Here is a 15,122-nt window from a genome sequence, read left to right as displayed (position 1 = left end):
TGCCCCGTCCACGGACGGCACCCATCGCCGGGGCCGTCGGCCAGGACTCAGACGATTCGGCTCGGACGGGTCTTCGCGGCCAGGATCTGCAGCGCAGTCGCCGAATTGGCGTTCATCGTCTCGACGGTGATCTGACGGGTGGTGTGGATGGTGAAGCCGTCGAGCAGCAGGTTCCGCAGCCGATCGGCAGTGTGGTGCCGGCAGATCGCACCGTCGTCCGTCTCGAAGACGCCGTAGTTTCCGTAGGTTTCGGCGTGCTGTCGGTATCGAGCCTGGTTGCGCTGGTCGGTCTGCAGGAGCAGGTCGCTCACGTAGAGCAGCCCGCCCGGTCGGAGTACCCGGGTGAGCTCGGTGATGAGCTGCTGCTGCCCAACATCGGTCGGAACACACGTGAGAACGGCGAAGAGAAGCACCGCGTCGACGCTGGCATCCGGATAGGGCAGCGCGGGCGGGTCTGTTAGCACTCGGAAGCTGAGTGTGGGATGACGTTGACGGGCTCTGTCGATGAGGCGGACGGATGTGTCGACGCCTTCGACATCGGCGAAGCCGTGTTGCTGCGCCAGCCCGGTGATCCGCCCGTAGCCGCAGCCGTAGTCGATGATCCGAGCCGTGGACGGCAGCCGGGAGAGCCATGCGAAGTCGATCGGATGAGTGAAGGTCTTCGCCGCGCCGGCGGTCTCCCAGAAATGCCGCTGATTGTTCAGCTCCGACATGGTCCTGATCATTTCACGCGTGCGACTGTCATCGATGTCGGCTCACGCGGCGGCGGCGAGCCGGACGAGCAGGAGGTCCGCGTCGCGCGCCTGCGGCCGCAGCGCGATGGGTGGCGGCGGCAGCCGTTTTCGCTGGGCAATGTCAGGCCCGTCGATTAGAATGTATGTACTAATAAAGATCCTGACCTGCAGGATTACGACTGGGAGGACGCCCGTGACCGCGCCCACCTCCACGCCCCTGACGCCCTACACCACCCTGCTCGGCTTCACCCGCTACGTCGACCGCACCGGCCCCACCAAGGCGACCTTCGTGGGCGGTCTGCGTAAGCAGCGCGCCAGCCGCTCCGGCTTCAACCCGCACGGCCAGTTCGTCAAGGCGCTCAAGGCCGACATCGCCTTCCACACCGGCGGCACCCACCTGGCCGGGGTGGTCGACGTCGTCAAGCCGCGCTGGCGCCCGCTCTACCAGGCGCTGGTGCCCGGTGCCACGGCGTGGCTGCACTCCCTCGGCGACCCCGCAACCCTCGACCTGGCCCAGACCCGCGACGCGCTGGCAATGCTCGGCGACCTACCCGTGAAGATCAACCCCCACTTCGGGGTACGCCACGCCGACGGCCACGCCGACGCGATCCGGCTGCACTTCGACGAGGCGCCACCCAGCGAGGAATCGGTGCTCGCCACGCTGCACCTGATGGCCCGCCACATGGACGCGGTCCTCCCGCACGCCGAGCCCGTCCTGGTCGACGTCCGGCGCGGTCAGGCCCACCGCATGCCCACCGACGCCAAGCCCGAGCAGATCGAACGCTGGCTGGCCGGCGAAGCCGCCGCCTTCCGCGCCATCTGGTCCACCGCCGCCTAACCGAACCCACCCCCACCGCCGTCGCCGCCGTCGCGCCGTCGTCGTCGCGCCGTCGTCGTCGTCAAGATCCGCGCAGTTTCAGGGGTACTGCTGCCTCCCGCGATCGGGAAGCAGCAAGAACACTGAAGTTGCGCGGATCTTGGTGCGTCTGATCCTGCGTGAGGGTTATCCACAGGGGCTGTCGGCGGGCGTGGCCGGCCGGCAGGGTGTCTCCATGCCTGCTTCTCCACGGCGTCCGGCACGGTTGCAGGGGCGCGTCTTTCGCGGTTCCCGCGCCGTCGCGGACGGTTTGCTCACCCCTTCGGAACTGCGCAGCTCGGCGTGGCGGCCGCTCTTTCGCGACGTCTACGCCGATGCCCGGCTGGAGGTCACCCACCGCGCTCGTTGTGCCGCAGCGGCCCAACTGGTGCTACCCCCGGGTGTGGTGATCGCCGGGCGCAGCGCAGCAGCGCTCTACTGCGCAACGTCGGTCGCCGGCAACGAGCCAGTCGATGTCCTCGTGCCCAGCGGCCAGCGCTTCGGACCGGTGTCTGGATTCGTCGTCCATGCTGGCGCGATCGACGGGGCCGACGTCACGCTACGGCGCGGCATCCCGGTGACCACGCCGACGCGTACCTGTTGGGATCTGGCCCAGTGGCTGCCGACGGAGGAGGCCGTCGCGATCGTGGATCGGCTCGCCCACCTGCATCTGGTGACGCTCGCACCGCTGCGGGCAGAGGCCAGAGAGCGGGTCGGCGACCGAGGCTGGAAGCGCATGGTGCGGGTCGCTGACCTGGCAGACGCGGGGGCGGAGTCGGCACCGGAGTCCCGACTTCGCGTGCGGATCGTGCTCGCCGGGGTGCCGACGCCGGTCACCCAGTTCGTGGTCGAGCGGGACGGAAGGTTCGTGGCCCGTCTCGACCTGGCGTGGCCACACCTGAAGGTCGCCGTCGAGTACGACGGACTGTGGCACGACGATCCGGAGCAGTTCCACCGCGACCGACGCCGCCTCAACCGCCTGATCGGGGAGGACTGGATCGTGCTGCACGTCACCGCGAAGCGATTCCGCGAGGACTTCGACGGCTTCCTCGACGAACTCCGTCGCGCCCTGCGCTCCCGCTCCCGCTGACGCCCAGGTCCACCGCCTTCCAACGCCAAGATCCGCGCAACTTCAGGGATCTTGCTGCTTCGTTGGCGGGCGAGGCAGCAGTTTCCCCGAACTTGCGCGGATCTTCAGGCACCCGGCGGGGCAGGTGGGGTCAGGTGGCGGGGATGTACGTGGCCAGGTCGTCGAGGATCTTGTTGGCGGCGCCGACGCCGATGCCGGTCATCCAGACCTCGTCGGAGACCGGGTACGCCTTGCCGCCCTTGACCGCGCCGAGACCCTTCCAGAGGGTGCCACCGGCCACCTTGGCCTGCTCGGCGGCGGCCTTGTCGCCGTACGCGGTCACGAAGATGACGTCAGCGTCGACCTCGTTGATCCGCTCGGGGCTGACCAGGTCGAAGCGCTTGTCCTCCTTGTTGGCGAGCAACTGCCGCTCGGGGCGGCCCAGACCGGTGTCGCCGACGACGATGCCGGAGAAGGAGTCCGGGCCGTACACCCGGATGTTGCCCGGGATGAACCGGACGATGGACACCTTGCGGGCGGCGGGGTCGCCGAGGGTCGCGCCGAAGTCCTTGGCCCGCTTCTCGTACGCGCCGAGCAGGTCCTTGGCCTGCTGCTCGCGGCCGAGTGCCTTGCCGTCGAGGAGGAAGTTCTCCTTCCAGGTGATGCCCACCTTGTCGGTGAACACGGTCGGCGCGATGGCGGCCAGTTCGTCGTAGAACTTCTCCTGGCGGAACTTGCTGCCGAGGATCAGGTCCGGCTTGAGGGCGTTGATCGCCTCCAGGTCGGGCTCGGTGAGCACGCCGACCTCCTTGATGCCGGCGAGCTTGTCCGCGCCGAAGTACGTGGGCCAACTCTTGGCCTCGCCCGCGGTGGCCGCGCCGACCGGCGTGATGCCCAACGAGAGCGCGGTATCGATCTTGTCGGTGTCGAGCACGACGACGCGCTTGGGTTCGGCCGGAACCTTGGTGGTGCCCATGGCGTGGGTGATCTCCCGGGTCTCCCCGGTGGCGGAGCCGGCGACCGGGTCGCTCTCACCGCAGGCGGTGAGGCCGGCCCCGAGGGCGACGGCCGCGGCGAGAGCGGCGACGAGACGACGCATCAGAGTCCTTTCGAGGGGTACGTGCCGGCGAGCGGGTTGGCCGCGTCGCCGTCGGCGGATCGGGCGTCCGGTACGGACGTCGTCGACGAATCGGGATCGGCAGCGGCAGCCGAGCCGCCCACGCCAGCAGCACCGGCGGCGGGGAGGGCCGGGCCGCCGGTGTGTGCGGGCACCACCAGGGGAGCGCCGGTCACCGGGCAGGGTACGACGACGCAGGCCAGCCCGAAGACGTCCCGGACCAGCTCGGCGGTGAGGATCTCCCGGGGTGGGCCGGCGGCGACCACCGCGCCGGCGCGCATGGCGACCAGATGGTCGGCGTAACGGGCGGCCTGGTTGAGGTCGTGCAGCACGGCGACCACCGTGCGGCCGCGCTCGACGCGGAGCCGGTGCAGCAGGTCCAGCACCTCCACCTGGTGGGCCAGGTCGAGGAAGGTGGTCGGCTCGTCCAGCAGCAGCGCCTCGGTGTCCTGGGCAAGGGTCATCGCGATCCACACCCGTTGCCGCTGACCACCGGAGAGGCTGTCCACCGGCCGGTCGGCCAGGTCGGCGACGTCGGCCAGCCGCATCGCCTCGTCGACCGCCGCGGCGTCGGACGAGGACCACTGCCGCCACCACCGCTGGTACGGCTGTCGGCCGCGGCCGACCAGGTCGGCCACGGTGACGCCCTCGGGCACCAGCGGGCTCTGCGGCAGCACGCCGAGCCGGCGGGCCACGTCGCGGGTGGGCAGGTCACGGATGGCGGTGCCGTCCAGCAGGACGGTGCCCTGGCGCGGGGTGAGCAGCCGGGCCATCGTGCGCAGCAGGGTGGACTTGCCGCACGCGTTGGGGCCGACGATCACGGTGAACGCGTCGGTGGGCAGGTCCAGGGTGAGACCGTCGAGCACGGTCCGCTCGTCGTAGCCGACGACCAGGTCGCGGGTGGAGAGCATCACTCGACTCCTTGCAGGCGTCACGACGACCGCCGCCGTCCACGAAGCAACAGGAAGATCAGGTACGGGCCGCCGATCGCGGCGGTCAGCACGCCCGCCGGCAGTTGGGTGGGCGCGAACAGTCGGCGGCCGGCCAGGTCGGCGAGGACCAGCAGCAGCGCGCCGAGCAGTGCGGCGCAGACCAGCGGGGGGCGTTCGGCGCGGACCAGCCGCCGGGCGAGTTGCGGTGCGACAAGCGCCACGAAGTCGACGGCCCCGACCTGCGCGGTGACCATCGCGGCGACGAGCACGCCGGTGCCGGCGAGCCCGATCCGGCGGGCCACCGGGCGTAGCCCGACGCCCCGGGCGGTGTCGTCGTCGAGGGCGGTGCTGTTCAGCGCCCAGCCGGCCCAGGCGAGCACGGGCAGCAGCACCGCGAGGGTGCCGGCGATCCAGGCGGCCTCGGTCCAGCCCTTGCCGGCGAGGGTGCCGATCAGCCAGATCTGCGCCCGCAGGCCGTCGATCGGATCGGCGGTGAGCATGACCACCTCGGTCAGCGCCCGGAAGGCGAACGCGACCGCCACCCCGGCGAGCACGAACCGTTGTGCGGCCAGACCGTGCCGCGCGCCGAGGGCGAACAGCAGCAGCGCCGCCAGCAGGCCGCCGACCAGCGCGCTGGGTGCCACCAGCACCGCCGCCGCGCCGCTGGTCAACGCCACGGTCGCGGCGAGGCCGGCGCCCTGGGTGATGCCGATGACGTCCGGGCTGGCGAGCGGGTTACGGGCCACGCTCTGGATCAGCGTGCCGGCCACGCCGAAGGCCGCGCCGGCCACCGCCGCCAGCACGATCCGGGGCAAGCGAAGATCAAAGACCACGAGGTCGTACGGGGTGCCCGCGCCGGAGAGCGCCCGCAGCACGTCGGCCGGGGCGACGTACGGGGTGCCCAGCGACAGGCTGAGCACGACGGCCAGCAGGAGCAGCACGGTCAGTACGGCGGCCACCAGCGTCGCGCGGCGGCGGATCAGCAGGCTGACCGGACCGATCCGCAGCAGCGACCGCCCGGGCAGCCGGGACGTGCCGCCAGCGGTCGAGTCGGCGGGCATGGAGACCGACAGCCCGACGCGGGTCACGCGGTCACCACCCGGGCGCGGCGGACCAGCACGGCGAGCAGCGGCGCGCCGACCAGGGCGGTGACGATCCCGGCCGGGATCTCGCCGGGCGGGGCGACGAGTCGGCCGACCACGTCGGCGCCGAGCAGCAGCGCGGGCCCGAGCAGGGCGGAGACGGCGAGGGTCCAGCGGTGGTCCGCGCCGACCAGGGCGCGGGCGAGGTGCGGCACGGCCAGCCCGACGAAGGCGACCGGGCCGGCGGCGGCCACCGCGGCACCGGTGAGCAGTACGGCGGCGATTCCACCGCCGAGGCGGACCAGGCCGATGCGGTGGCCCAGGCCGCGGGCCACGTCGTCGCCGAGGGCGAGCGCGTCCAGGCCCCGGGCCACCAGGGCGGCGAGCAGCAGCCCGGCGAGGACGAACGGCACCACCTGGGCGGTGACGCCGAGATCCCGGCCGGCCAGTCCGCCCACCACCCAGAAGCGGTACTCCTCGAACGTGCGGGCGTCGATGCTGAGCAGCGCGTACACCCCGGAGGCGAGGCTGGCGTCGAGCGCCGCGCCGACCAGCGCGAGGGTGACCGGGCTCGCGCCCTCGCGGGCCCGGCTGGCGATGGCGAAGACCAGCAGGCCGGCGGCGAGCGCGCCGGCGATGCCGAACCAGACGTACCCGGCGAGCGTGCCGATGCCGAAGACGGAGATGGCGAGCACCACGCCGAATGACGCGCCGGCGCTGATGCCGAGGATGCGCGGCTCGGCGAGCGGGTTGCGGGTGAGCGCCTGGAACAGCACGCCGGCCACGGCGAGCGCGAGCCCGACGGCCAGGCCGAGCGCGGTACGGGGCATGCGCAGTTCCCGGACGATGGTGCTCGCGTCGCTGCCGTCCGGCGCGACGAGCGCGTGCCAGACCGCGCCGACTCCGAGTGGCCGGCTGCCCAGCGCGAAGCTGGCCAGGACGGCGAGCAGCAGCACCAGCGCAGCCCCGACGGTGACGGCGACCCGTCGGCCGGTACGGGCACCGGACCGGCTGCGGGCCGGTGTCGGCCGGGCGACGAGGGTGGTCACGAGACTCCTGCACGTTCGAGCTTAGGTTCGCCTAACCTTAGCCGACCTGCGGAAAGTGACCTAACTGGCGTCGGTCGATGCCGCGGCGGGGGTGTGCGGGACTCCCGCCGCGCTGCCGTCCCCGGCCGACGCGGCGCCGCGCGGCAGCACGTTCAGGGGTCGCATCATCTCGTTGTCCTCGTGTTCGAGGAGGTGGCAGTGCCAGGAGAAGCGGCCCGGCAGGTCGAAGCGGGCCTTGATCCGGGTCACCTCCCACGGGTACGCGAGGACGGTGTCCATCCAGCCCCGCTCCCCCGGGCCCGGCTCCGCCCGGCCCGACCGTCCACGGCCCAGCAGTTCGAACTGGGCCTGGTGCAGGTGGACGGGGTGGACCTGGCGGGTGAAGTTGCGCACCTCCCACACCTCGGTCGCGCCGACGAGGGGCTGTTCGGTCGCCGGGTCGCTCCAGCGCATCGGCAGACCCCGGCCGCGCTCGTCGAGGGTGCCGAGCAGCATCACCATCGACCCGCCGGACATCCGCTCGTTGAGCGACAGGTGCCGGACCCGCTCCGGCGCACCGAGCCGGGGGTGGGGCGGCAGTTGCAGGTGCTCCGGCGGCACGCTGGGGTCCGCGCCGACGGCATCGTCGACCACGAACCGCAGCACCTGCCCGGTGGTCCGCGGGTCGGACGGCGGGAAGTCCACCCCGGGCCGGCCGCCCCGGTACGCCCACTCGGGCCCCTCGTTGACGAGGAACAACTCGGTGCCGGCGGGTACGCCGGTGAAGTCGACGATCACGTCGGCCCGCTGGGCGGGGCCGAGGGTGACGCGGTCGTGCGACACCGGCTCGGGCAGGAACCCGCTGTCGCTGCCGATCTGCCAGATCGGCAGCACCGGACGGGCCGGCCGCGCGGTGGCGTGGGCGGCGACGCTGAGCATCAGGAAGCGGCTGTTGCAGCCGTTGAGCAGGCGGAACCGGTAGCGCCGGCGCTGGACCGTCAGGCTGGGCCAGGTCCGGCCGTTGACGACGATGGTGGTGCCGGAGAACGCCGAGGTCCACGCCGCACCGTCGTGGTGCCCCCCGGGGTAGACCAGTTCGCCGTCGGCGCTGAAGCTGCGGTCCTGGATCAGCAGCGGGATGTCGTGGTAGTCGGTGTCCGGCGGGTCGTCGTGGCCGGGCGTCGGGCCGGGCAGCACCCCGTCGGGCAGGTCGTCGCCGCCGAGCAGGTAGAAGCCGGCCGGCCCGGCGTAGACGTTCTCCCGGGTCAGGCCCAGCGTGTGGTCGTGGTACCAGAGGGTGCAGGGCCGCTGGTCGTTGCCGTACTCGAAGGTGGCCGAACCCGCCGCCCAGCGCAGGCCGGAACCCTCGGCGAAGCGGGACCGGAACTCGCGGTACGCGCTGCCCGTCACGGCGTAGTCGGCCGGCAGGTCGCGGGCCACCGGCAGGTACCACGCCTCGGCGTGCCCGTCGCTCTCCTGCGTGCTGTGCGCGCCGTGCAGGTGGACCACCTGGGGCACCGGCCCCCGGTAGCCCCGGCGGCTGCCGTCCGAGCGGCCGTGCCGGTCCCGGTTCTCGCGGCCCCCGGCCGGGTTGGCCCAGTGCAGGGTCGGATCGACGGGCAGCAGGTGCGGCAGGTAGTCGCCCCGGCTGTCGACGAGTTCGTTGACCCAGGTCACCCGTACCGGGCGGTTCACCCGGGCGACGATGCTGGGCGCCGGGTAGCCGAAGCTGTCGGGGTGGGCGGTCGAGCCGTAACCCCACACCGTCGTACGCGGCCAGGACAGCGGCAGGATCTGCTGGCGGAACTGCCGCACCCCCACGACGTACGTGTCCCGCTCCGGATCGTTCGCCACCCGGGGCATGGCCGGGGGGATGCGCAGCGGCGCGACGTACTTCGGGATGTCGGCGGCGCGCAGCACCGTCGCGCCGGCGAGCGCGCGGCCCGCGGCCGTCGAACCGGCCGGGACCAGGACCGCGGCGCCACCGGCGGCACCGGCGACGAGCACCTGTCGTCTGCTGACCATGCCGCACCTCCACTCGTATCGGACCTCGATAAGAGAATGAGTTTCGCGGACGGGGGCAAGTGGGGTGGAAGGCGGATAACACCCGTAAGAGGGACACCAAGCGCCATAGGGTGTGGGGCATGCGATTCGACCAGCACACGGTCGTCCTGCTGACCCGACCGTCGGATCCGCCGGACCTGCCGCCGGAGGCGGTGGACCGGCTGCACCACGGCCATCTGGCCCACCAGGCGGGCCTCGTGGAGCAGGGGCTGGTGCTCGCGGCCGGTCCGCTCCTGGACGCCGACGACCACGGGATGCGGGGCTTCGTCGTCTTCTCCATCGCCCCGGACGAAGTACGCGGGCTCTACGCCGACGACCCGGCCGTCCGGGCCGGCCTGCTGGCCGCGCGGGTGGCGAGTTGGCTGGTGCCCGAGGGCAACGTCCGGTACGAGAGCGTGCCGATCCCGGTCTCGATGCTGGAGGCGGCGGCCGGCGACTGACGCCCTCAGCCGGGCAGCTCCGCGAGCGGCAGCACCCGCAGGTCGTCCGGCTCGCCGACGATGACCCGCACCGTCGGGAAGTAGCTCAGCAGCACCGGCCGGCACCTGTCGCACGGTCCGACGACCGTACGGCCCCGGTCGGCGACCGAGACGATGGTCTCCAGCTCGGTCACGCCCTGGGTGGCGGCCGTGCCGATCACGACCAGTTCCGCGCAGGTGTCCCCGCCGTCGTGCCGGACGTCGACGCCGGAGAACACCCGGCCGTCGGCGGTACGGGCGGCCGACGCGCCGGTGTGCCGTTGGCTGCGGCACCGCAGTTTGGCGACCGCCGTGGCGGCCTGCACCAGCGCCCGATCGGTGTCCCGCAGCTCCATCCCGGCCCCCCAGCGGCTCGACGTCGGCCGCAACTGTAGACCGCCGTCCGCGCGGCGAAGGACCCCGCGCGCGGTAACCCAGGGGCGGCCCGCCGCCGGGCTGCCTATCCTTGGGCACGACATGCAGAATCCAGCCTCCTCCGCCGCGACCGATCCCGTCCGCGACCTGCACCGCCGCCTCAGTCCCCTGATGTTCCGTGACCAGCGCCGGCTCCAGCGGCGCCTCGACGGTGCCCGCAAGCTGCGCGACCCGCAGCGCCGGGAGGCGGCGCTGACCGAGATCGCCGCCGAACTGGACCGCGCCGAGCAGCGGCTGGCCGCCCGACAGACGGCGGTGCCGGTGATCACGTACCCGGTGGGGTTGCCGGTCAGCGAGCGCAAGGACGACATCGCCGCCGCCATCCGCGACCACCAGGTGGTGATCGTGGCCGGCGAGACCGGTTCCGGCAAGACCACCCAGCTCCCCAAGATCTGTCTGGAGCTGGGGCGTGGCATCAACGGCCTGATCGGGCACACCCAGCCCCGCCGGCTGGCCGCCCGGACGGTGGCCGACCGGATCGCCGACGAGCTGGGCACCGAGCTGGGTGACGTGGTCGGCTACAAGGTGCGCTTCACCGACCAGGTGAGCGAGCGCAGCCTGGTGAAGCTGATGACCGACGGCATCCTGCTGGCCGAGTTGCAGACCGACCGGATGCTGCGCCAGTACGACACGCTGATCATCGACGAGGCGCACGAGCGCAGCCTCAACATCGACTTCATTCTCGGCTACCTGCGGGATCTCCTGCCGCGGCGACCCGACCTCAAGGTGATCATCACCTCGGCGACCATCGAGACCGACCGCTTCGCCAAGCACTTCGCCGACGCCGAGGGCGAACCGGCGCCGATCGTGGAGGTCTCCGGCCGCACCTACCCGGTCGAGGTCCGCTACCGGCCGCTGGTCGAGGTCGCCGAGGGCGAGGCGGACGGCGACGCCGACGAGGAGAACGTCCGCGACCAGATCCAGGCGATCGGCGACGCCGTCGAGGAGTTGGCCGCCGAGGGCCCGGGCGACATCCTGGTCTTCCTCAGCGGCGAACGGGAGATCCGCGACACCGCCGACGCGCTGGGCAAGCTGGTGCAGAAGAAGCGGTCGCTGCTGGGCACCGAGATCCTGCCGCTGTACGCGCGGCTCTCCGCCGCCGAGCAGCACCGGGTCTTCGCGGCGCACAGCGGACGGCGGGTGGTGCTCGCCACCAACGTCGCGGAGACCTCGCTGACCGTGCCCGGAATCAAGTACGTGGTGGACCCGGGTACCGCCCGGATCTCGCGCTACTCCAACCGGCTCAAGGTGCAGCGGCTACCCATCGAACCGGTCTCGCAGGCGTCGGCGAACCAGCGCAAGGGCCGCTGTGGTCGTACGTCGGACGGCATCTGCATCCGCCTCTACGACGAGCAGGACTTCCTGTCCCGCCCCGAGTTCACCGACCCGGAGATCCTGCGGACCAACCTGGCGTCGGTCATCCTCCAGATGACCGCGATCGGGCTGGGCGACCTGGCCGCGTTCCCGTTCATCGACCCGCCGGACAAGCGCAACATCGCCGACGGCGTCAACCTGCTGCACGAGCTGGGCGCGTTGAACCCGACCGAGACCGATCCGGCGAAGCGGCTCACCGCGCTGGGCCGCCGGCTGGCCCAGCTACCGGTCGACCCGCGGCTGGCCCGGATGGTGGTCGAGGGCGAGCGCAACGGGTGCGCCACCGAGATCCTGGTGATCGCCGCCGCGCTCTCCATCCAGGACCCGCGCGAGCGCCCGGCGGAGAAGCAGGCCCAGGCCGACCAGGCGCACGCCCGGTTCGCCGACAAGGAGTCGGACTTCGTCGCGTACCTGAACCTGTGGCGGTATCTGCGGGAGCAGCAGCGTGAGTTGTCGTCCAGCGCGTTCCGCCGGATGTGCAAGGCGGAGTACCTGAACTACCTGCGGATCCGCGAGTGGCAGGACATCGTCAGTCAGTTGCGCCAGGTGCTGCGTACCCCGGCCGAGGGCGACCGGCGCGGCGGGCGGCCGGCGCGGGACACCCCGGCCGACGCGGACGCCGGCCGGGGGGCGGGCCGGCGGGGCGGCGCGGACCTGCCGGAGGAGATCGACACCCCGAAGGTGCACCAGTCGCTGCTGCCCGGCCTGCTGTCGCACATCGGCCTCAAGGACGCCCAGAAGCACGAGTACCTGGGGGCGCGGGGCGCCAAGTTCGCGTTGTTCCCCGGCTCGGCGCTGTTCAAGAAGCCGCCGCGCTGGGTGATGGCCGCCGAGTTGGTGGAGACCTCCCGGCTGTGGGGGCGGATCGCCGGGCGGGTCGAGCCGGAGTGGGTCGAACCGCTGGCGCAGCACCTGGTCAAGCGCAGCTACAGCGAGCCGCACTGGGAGAAGAAGCAGGCCGCGGTGATGGCCTACGAGAAGGTCACCCTGTACGGCATTCCGCTGGTCGCCTCCCGCAAGGTCAACTTCGGACGGATCGACCCGACGCTGAGCCGGGAGCTGTTCATCCGGCACGCCCTCGTCGAGGGCGACTGGCAGACCCACCACCGGTTCTGGGCCGACAACAAGCGGCTGCTGGGCGAGATCGAGGAGTTGGAGAGCCGGGCCCGCCGCCGGGACATCCTGGTCGACGACGAAACGATCTTCGCCTTCTACGATCAGCGGATCCCCGCCGACGTGGTCTCCGGCCGGCACTTCGACACCTGGTGGAAGAAGACCCGCCACGAGCGGCCCGACCTGCTGACCTTCACCCGTGATCTGCTGGTCAACGACGGCCGGGGCGGTGTCGACGAGAGCGACTACCCGGACGAGTGGCAGACCCAGGGGGTGACGCTGCCGCTGACCTACCGGTTCGAGCCGGGCACGGCGACCGACGGCGTCACCGTGGACATCCCGCTGCCGCTGCTCAACCAGGTGCCGGCGGAGAGCTTCGACTGGCAGGTGCCGGGGCTGCGCGAGGAGTTGGTGATCGCGCTGATCCGCTCGCTGCCCAAGGCGATCCGGCGCAACTTCGTGCCGGTGCCGGACTACGCCCGGGCCGCCCTCGCCGCGATCACGCCCGGCGCGGAGCCGCTGCTGGACGCGTTGACCCGGGAACTGCGCCGGATGACCGGGGTGACCGTGCCCCGCGACGCGTGGGAGCCGGGCAAGCTGCCCGCGCACCTGCGGGTGACGTTCCGGGTGCTCGGCGACGACGACAAACCGGTCGCCGAGGGCAAGGACCTGCCGGCCCTGCAACGTCAACTGCGTCAGGAGGTACGCCAGGTCGTGGCGGCCGCCGCGCCGGAGGTCGCCCGTACCGGCCAGCGGGAGTGGAACTTCGGCACCCTGCCGCGGACCATCGAGCAGGTACGCGCCGGCTACGCGGTGACCGCGTACCCGGCCCTGGTCGACGAGGGCACGACGGTCGGGGTGAAGGTGTTCGACTCGCCCGCCGAGGCGGAGGCCGCGCACTGGGCCGGCACCCGCCGACTGCTGCGGCTCACCGTGCCGTCCCCGGCGCGGTTCCTCCAGGGCCGGTTGAGCAACGAGGCGAAGCTGGCGTTGAGTCGCAACCCGCACGGCGGCGTGCAGGAGCTGATCGAGGACGCCGCCGGGGCGGCCATCGACCGGCTGATCGACGCCGCCGGCGGGCCGGCGTGGGACGCCGAGGGCTTCGCCGCCCTGCGCGAGAAGGTCCGCGCCGACCTGGTCGACACCGTTCTCGAGGTGATGGACCGGGCCCGCAAGGTGCTCGCCGCCGCGTACGCGATCGAGCAGCGGCTCGGCGCGACCCGCAACCTGGCCGTGGTGGCGGCCCTCGCCGACATCCGCAAACAGCTCGCCGGGCTGGTGCACGCCGGTTTCATCACCGAGACCGGGTACGCCCGCCTGCCCGACCTGCTGCGCTACCTCACCGCCATCGAACGCCGGCTGGACCGGCTCGGCGGCAACCCGCAGCGCGACCGCCAGCAGCAGGACCGGATCGCGGTGGTGCAGAAGGAGTACGACGACCTGCTCGCCGCCGTGGCACCCGCACGCCGGCAGGAGGCGGCCGTCCGGGGCATCCGCTGGATGATCGAGGAGTTGCGGGTGAACGTCTTCGCCCAGGCGCTGGGCACCCCGTACCCGGTCTCGGAGCAGCGGATCTACCGCGCGATGGACGACGCCGAAGGCCGCTGACCCGACCGGTCGGGTCAGCGGCCCGCTCAGTGGGCCTGGACGGAGAGCGCCCGGCCGGCCGGCACGCCGCGCACCGCGCTGGTCAACGCCGAGCCGCGGGTCTCCGTGCCGGTCGGCGCCCACCAGGCCCGGTTCTCCCGGTACCAGCGGAAGACCTCGGTGAGCCCGTCGGCGAACCGGATCTGCGGCTCGAAGCCGAGTTCCTCGGAGATCTTGCGGTAGTCCAGCGAGTAGCGCTGGTCCTGCACCTTGCGGTCCGGTACGTGCCGGACGCGCTCCCAGCCGACGCCGGCCAACCGCAGGATCCGTTCGGTGAGCGCCCGGTTGGTCAGCTCGATGTCGCCGCCGATGTTGTAGACCTCGCCGGCACGGCCCTTCGCCAGCACCAGCGCGATGGCCCGGCAGTGGTCGTCCACGTGGAGCCACTCGCGTACCGCGCTGCCGTCGCCGTGCAGCGTGATGTCCTGACCGGTGAGCAGGCTGGTGACGAAGCGGGGAATGACCTTCTCGATGTGCTGGTACGGCCCGTAGTTGTTGGCGCAGCGGGTGATCGACACGTCCACGTCGTAGGTGCGCCAGTACGAGCGGACGACGTGGTCGCTGGCCGCCTTCGACGCCGCGTACGGCGAGTTCGGCTCCAGGACGCAGGTCTCGTTCCACGAGCCCTGGTTGATCGACCCGTACACCTCGTCGGTGGAGACGTGCACGACCCGGCCCACGCGGGCCCGCGCGCAGGCGGCCAGCAGGTGGTGCGAGCCCATCACGTTGGTCTCGAAGAACGGGGCCGGATCGTCGATCGAACGGTCCACGTGCGACTCGGCGGCGAAGTGCACCACCGCGTCGTGTCCCGGGACCACCTCGGCGAGCAACTGTCGATCGCAGATGTCTCCCCGCAGGAACGTCAGACGGGGGTGCGCGGCCGGCAGGTTGGACCGATCACTGGCGTACGTCAGCTTGTCGATCACCGTCACGTCGCAGTGCTCGAACCCGACGTAGCGCCCGCCGAGCAGACTGCGCGCGAAGTGCGACCCGATAAAGCCGGCGCCGCCGGTAACCAGAACCCTCATGTCGAGCCTCCTGCCGGCGAAATAGCCGCCGGTGAGCCGTTAAGAAGTGAATGGGTGTTTTGCCCTGTGCAGGGTTCCACCTTAAAAGACCTGGTCGGACATCGAGTCGGATATTGCGAGGTTAAGGCTCATTTAACCAAGTCATCACGAACAGGATGATCTACGCGGACGGCTCAGCCGACGAC

At 71.9% G+C, this 15,122-nt stretch carries 12 protein-coding genes; 4 read left to right on the top strand and 8 right to left on the bottom strand.

Translation table 11 applies throughout. From position 1 onward, the window contains the following. Positions 1-47 precede the first annotated feature (47 nt). Entirely contained in the window at positions 48-713 is a 666-nt protein-coding gene (locus ACN263_RS09400; RefSeq protein WP_422739422.1) for a class I SAM-dependent methyltransferase, read from the bottom strand. Between the two features lie 214 nt (positions 714-927). Between ACN263_RS09400 and ACN263_RS09395 the strand changes: the two genes are divergently transcribed. Beyond that, on the top strand, positions 928-1,572 hold the full coding sequence (locus ACN263_RS09395) for a hypothetical protein (protein WP_422739421.1): 645 nt from the start codon (positions 928-930) through the stop codon (positions 1,570-1,572). A gap of 214 nt (positions 1,573-1,786) precedes the next feature. Further along, positions 1,787-2,680 carry an endonuclease domain-containing protein gene (locus ACN263_RS09390; protein ID WP_422739420.1) on the top strand — a complete coding sequence of 298 codons (894 nt, stop codon included), beginning with the start codon at positions 1,787-1,789 and terminating at the stop codon, positions 2,678-2,680. A 130-nt stretch (positions 2,681-2,810) separates the two neighbouring features. Here the strand turns inward: ACN263_RS09390 and ACN263_RS09385 are convergent, their stop codons facing one another. Genes ACN263_RS09385 through ACN263_RS09365 form a run of 5 tightly spaced genes read right to left on the bottom strand, consistent with a single transcriptional unit; the run spans position 2,811 to position 8,843 of the window. Next, a complete protein-coding gene (locus tag ACN263_RS09385) occupies positions 2,811-3,758 on the bottom strand; it encodes an ABC transporter substrate-binding protein (RefSeq protein ID WP_422739419.1) in 948 nt (315 codons plus the stop codon). Next, a complete protein-coding gene (locus tag ACN263_RS09380; protein WP_422739418.1) occupies positions 3,758-4,687 on the bottom strand; it encodes an ABC transporter ATP-binding protein in 930 nt (309 codons plus the stop codon). The genes ACN263_RS09385 and ACN263_RS09380 overlap by 1 nt, the downstream gene beginning before the upstream one ends. Positions 4,688-4,707: 20 nt before the next feature. After that, positions 4,708-5,796, bottom strand: coding sequence for a FecCD family ABC transporter permease (locus tag ACN263_RS09375; protein WP_422739417.1), 1,089 nt, complete (start codon positions 5,794-5,796; stop codon positions 4,708-4,710). Continuing rightward, on the bottom strand, positions 5,793-6,839 hold the full coding sequence (locus ACN263_RS09370) for a FecCD family ABC transporter permease (RefSeq protein WP_422739416.1): 1,047 nt from the start codon (positions 6,837-6,839) through the stop codon (positions 5,793-5,795). The genes ACN263_RS09375 and ACN263_RS09370 overlap by 4 nt, the downstream gene beginning before the upstream one ends. Before the next feature lie 60 nt (positions 6,840-6,899). Continuing rightward, positions 6,900-8,843 (bottom strand): multicopper oxidase family protein, encoded by a 1,944-nt coding sequence (locus tag ACN263_RS09365; protein WP_422739415.1) that lies wholly within the window; start codon positions 8,841-8,843, stop codon positions 6,900-6,902. A gap of 119 nt (positions 8,844-8,962) precedes the next feature. On the opposite strand from ACN263_RS09365, the gene ACN263_RS09360 reads away from it, so the two are divergent. Further along, complete coding sequence (locus ACN263_RS09360; RefSeq protein WP_422739414.1) at positions 8,963-9,322, top strand: YciI family protein; 360 nt, start codon at positions 8,963-8,965, stop codon at positions 9,320-9,322. 5 nt (positions 9,323-9,327) lie between these two features. Here the strand turns inward: ACN263_RS09360 and ACN263_RS09355 are convergent, their stop codons facing one another. After that, entirely contained in the window at positions 9,328-9,696 is a 369-nt protein-coding gene (locus ACN263_RS09355) for a cytidine deaminase (RefSeq protein WP_422739413.1), read from the bottom strand. Positions 9,697-9,817: 121 nt separating this feature from the next. Between ACN263_RS09355 and hrpA the strand changes: the two genes are divergently transcribed. Then, entirely contained in the window at positions 9,818-13,870 is a 4,053-nt protein-coding gene (hrpA, locus tag ACN263_RS09350; RefSeq protein ID WP_422739412.1) for an ATP-dependent RNA helicase HrpA, read from the top strand. A gap of 26 nt (positions 13,871-13,896) precedes the next feature. On the opposite strand, the gene rfbB is transcribed toward hrpA, so the two are convergent. After that, complete coding sequence (gene rfbB, locus ACN263_RS09345) at positions 13,897-14,937, bottom strand: dTDP-glucose 4,6-dehydratase (protein WP_422739411.1); 1,041 nt, start codon at positions 14,935-14,937, stop codon at positions 13,897-13,899. Between the last annotated feature and the right edge of the window lie 185 nt (positions 14,938-15,122).

Origin of the sequence: Micromonospora sp. WMMD729, assembly GCF_049315225.1 — a bacterium.
GTDB lineage: Bacteria > Actinomycetota > Actinomycetes > Mycobacteriales > Micromonosporaceae > Micromonospora.
This window is presented reverse-complemented; position numbering and strand designations above follow the sequence as displayed.